Below are 3,467 nucleotides of genomic sequence, written 5' to 3' on the forward strand. Positions count from 1 at the left end.
GGGCGGCCGCGGCCGCCGTGCTGCTGGTGGCCGGCGGGCTGTCGCTGCAGGCCTGGCAGGCGGTGCAGCGCGTGAACGGGCTGCAGCAGCAACTGGAGGCGGTGCAGCTGCGCAGCGCGCCGGCCGCGCCCGCCGCGCTGAGTCGCGACGAGCAGGCGCGGGTGCCGGCGGTGAACGCCGCGATCCGCGAGATGAACCTGCCGGTGTCGGCGCTGCTGCAGGCGCTGCAGCCGCCGCGCGACATCCGCGTCGCGGTGCTCGGCGTCGACGTGCTCGGCGCCAGCCCGGGGGCCACCACCGGCATCAAGATCACCGGCGAGGCCCGCACCGGCGCCGAGATGGCGCGCTACGTCGCCTTCGTGTCGTCGCGCAAGCCCTTCACCGGCGCCTACCTGACGCGCCACGAGATCGACGACACGACGCCCGAACGGCCTTACCGCTTCACGGTGGAGGCCGCATGGAACGACTGAGCCTCGTGGCCGCGATGCTGGCCTGGGAACTGCGCCGCGCCGGGCGTGCCTTCATGCGGCACGGGGGCCGCTTCGGCATCGTGCTGGTGCTGGCCGCGCTGCTCGGCGTCGCCGCGACGGTCGTCCGGCAGCGGCAGGCCGATGCCGCGCAACAGGCACAGGACCGGCTGGCGGCGCGGCTGGCGCAACGCGCTTCGGCCCCGGTGCTGCCGCCGGCCGGCGGCGCGCTGGACGGCCGCGCGCGCCTGAAGGCCTTCGACGACTACCTGCCGCTGCACGACGACATCCCGACCGTCGTGCAGGACCTGCTGAACCAGGCCGAGGACCAGCACCTGGTGCTCGCGCGCGGCGACTACCGCGCGCAGCCCGACCTGCAGGGCGGCTTCATGCGCTACCGCATGAGCCTGCCGGTGAAGGGCGATGCACCGGCGGTGCTGAAGCTGATGCAGCTGGCCTTGCAGTCGCACAGGACGCTGGCGCTGGAGAGCGTGCAGTTCAAGCGGGCGCGCATCGAATCGGCCGAGGTCGAGGTGCGCCTGCAGTGGGTGCTGCTGACGCGCCTGCCGGAGCCGGTGCGATGAAGCCGGCCGTCACGCGCGGCCTGCTCGGGCTGGGCCTCGGGTCGACGCTGCTGGCCGCCTGGTTCGCGCCGGCGCCGGCCAGCGACGGTGTCGAGCTGGCCGAGCGCACGCGCACGGCCGCCGCGCGTGCGCCGGCCGCCGCGGCTGCCACGGCTTCTGCGCCTGTGCCGCTGCGGGCTGCCACGTCGCGCAACGCCGAGGTGCTGCGCATCCGCCCGCGCGAAGGCGCCGATGCCGCGGGCGAGGCCGACACGATCTTCGGCGCGACGCGCTGGACGCCGCCGCCGGCCCCGGTCGTCGCTGCGCCGGTGGCCATGGCACCGCCGCCGCCTCCTCCGCCGCCGCAGGCGCCACCGCTGCCGTTCCGCGTGCTCGGCCGCCTGGTCGACGACGGCGAGGTCGCGGTGTTCCTGCAGTACAACGACCAGAACCTGGTCGTGCGCGTCGGCGACACCGTGGCCCAGAACTACAAGGTGGAGAGCCTGCAGGGCGGGACCCTGACCTTGCTCTACACGCCGCTGAACCAGAAGCAGACCCTGGACGTCGGGGGAAGCGAACCGAGAGACACGCGATGAGATGGTTTGATCCGAGGGCTGCGCTGTTGCCCATCCTGCTGGGGGTGCTGCTGCTCGGCGGCTGCGCCGCGCCGCAGGCCTGGCGCGACGGCAATGCGCTGCTGGCCGACGGCAAGACCGCCGAAGGCCTGGCCAAGCTGCAGGAGGCGGTGCGCCTGGAACCGACCAACGCCGAGTACCGCATCGGGCTCGCGACGCAGCGTGCGTCGATCGTCAACCGCCAGGTGCTGGCCGGCGAGGCGGCGCGCCGCGAAGGCCGCCTGACCGATGCCGAGAAGGCCTATCGCCAGGTGCAGGCCATCGAGCCCGACAACGCGATGGCGCGCCAGGGCCTGGACGCGCTGCTGACCGAGCGGCGCCACCGCCAGGCCGTCACCGAAGGCGAGGCGCTGCTGAAGAAGGGTGCCGCGGCCGACCTGGACCTGGCACTCGAGAGGATCCGCCCGGTGCTGGCCGAGAACCCGAACCAGAAGGACGCGCTGAACCTGAAGGCGCGTGTCGACGAGGCGCGCGGCAAGCTGGTCAAGCCCGAGACGCGCCTGGCCGCGGCCTACCGCAAGCCGATCACGCTGGAGTTCCGCGACGCGCCGCTGAAGGCGGTGTTCGACGTGATCGCCAAGGTGTCGGGCCTGAACTTCCTGTTCGACAAGGACATCCGCCCCGACCTGAAGGCGAGCATCCTGGTGAGGAACACCTCGATCGAGGACGCGGTGCGGCTGCTGCTGGTGACCAACCAGCTGGAGCAGAAGGTGCTGGGCGACAACGCGCTGCTGATCTACCCGAACACGCCGCAGAAGCTGAAGGACTACCAGACGCTCGCGGTGCGCAGCTTCTACCTGACCAATGCCGACGTGAAGGCGGTGTCGGGCGCGATCAAGACGCTGGTGAAGACCAAGGACCTGGTGATCGACGAGCGGCTGGGCATCATCATGATGCGCGACACGCCCGAGGCGATCCGCATGGCCGAACGCATCGTCGCGCTGCAGGACCTGAGCGACCCCGAAGTGATGCTCGACGTCGAGGTGCTCGAGATCAAGCGCACCCGGCTGATGGAACTGGGCGTGCAGTGGCCGAGCCAGCTGACGCTGTCGCCGCTGAACATGGCCACCCAGCCGTGGACGCTGAACGACCTGCGCAACATCAATCGCAACACCGTGCAGGCCACCGTCGGCAGCACGCTGATCAATGCGCGCAAGGAAGACACCGACGGCAACATCCTCGCCAACCCGCGCATCCGCGTGCGCAACAAGGAGAAGGCGAAGATCCTGATCGGCGACCGCGTGCCGGTGATCACCACCACGTCCACCTCGACCGGCTTCGTGTCGGAATCGGTGAACTATGTCGACGTCGGGCTGAAGCTCGAGGTCGAGCCCACCATCTACCTCGACGAAGAGGTGGCGATCAAGGTGAACCTCGAGGTCTCGAGCCTGGTGCGCGAGGTGCTGAGCAAGTCGGGTTCGCTGTCGTACCAGATCGGCACGCGCGGCGCCAACACCGTGCTGCGGCTGAAGGACGGCGAGACGCAGATCCTGGCCGGGCTGATCAACGACGAGGACCGCTCCACCGCGAACAAGGTGCCGGCCCTGGGCGAGCTGCCGGTGCTGGGGCGCCTGTTCGGCAGCCAGAAGGACGACAAGCAGCGCAGCGAGGTGCTGCTGTCGATCACGCCGCACATCGTGCGCTCGATCCGCCGGCCCGACCTGTTGTCGGCGGAGTTCGACTCGGGCACCGAGAGCAGCATCGGCGCGCCCTCGCTGCGGCTGGAGGCGATGGAGCCGGAGAAGGGTGGGGCGGCCGCTGCGCCGCGCGTGGGCCAACCGGTGCCGGCTGCGCCGCCGCCG

The 3,467-nt window shown here is 71.3% G+C and carries 4 protein-coding genes; all 4 read left to right on the plus strand.

What is annotated here, in order from left to right:
• The coding region (locus AC1DXV_RS32815) for a hypothetical protein (RefSeq protein WP_477937681.1) at positions 1-470 on the plus strand (470 nt) is incomplete at its 5' end.
• On the plus strand, positions 458-1,051 hold the full coding sequence (locus AC1DXV_RS32820; RefSeq protein ID WP_477937683.1) for a hypothetical protein: 594 nt from the start codon (positions 458-460) through the stop codon (positions 1,049-1,051). The genes AC1DXV_RS32815 and AC1DXV_RS32820, both read left to right, overlap by 13 nt.
• Positions 1,048-1,626 (plus strand): hypothetical protein, encoded by a 579-nt coding sequence (locus AC1DXV_RS32825; RefSeq protein ID WP_477937685.1) that lies wholly within the window; start codon positions 1,048-1,050, stop codon positions 1,624-1,626. The genes AC1DXV_RS32820 and AC1DXV_RS32825 overlap by 4 nt, the downstream gene beginning before the upstream one ends.
• The coding region (locus tag AC1DXV_RS32830; protein ID WP_477937687.1) for a secretin GspD/PilQ domain-containing protein at positions 1,623-3,467 on the plus strand (1,845 nt) is incomplete at its 3' end. The genes AC1DXV_RS32825 and AC1DXV_RS32830, both read left to right, overlap by 4 nt.

It is taken from the genome of Rhizobacter sp. P3_C12, from assembly GCF_056402735.1.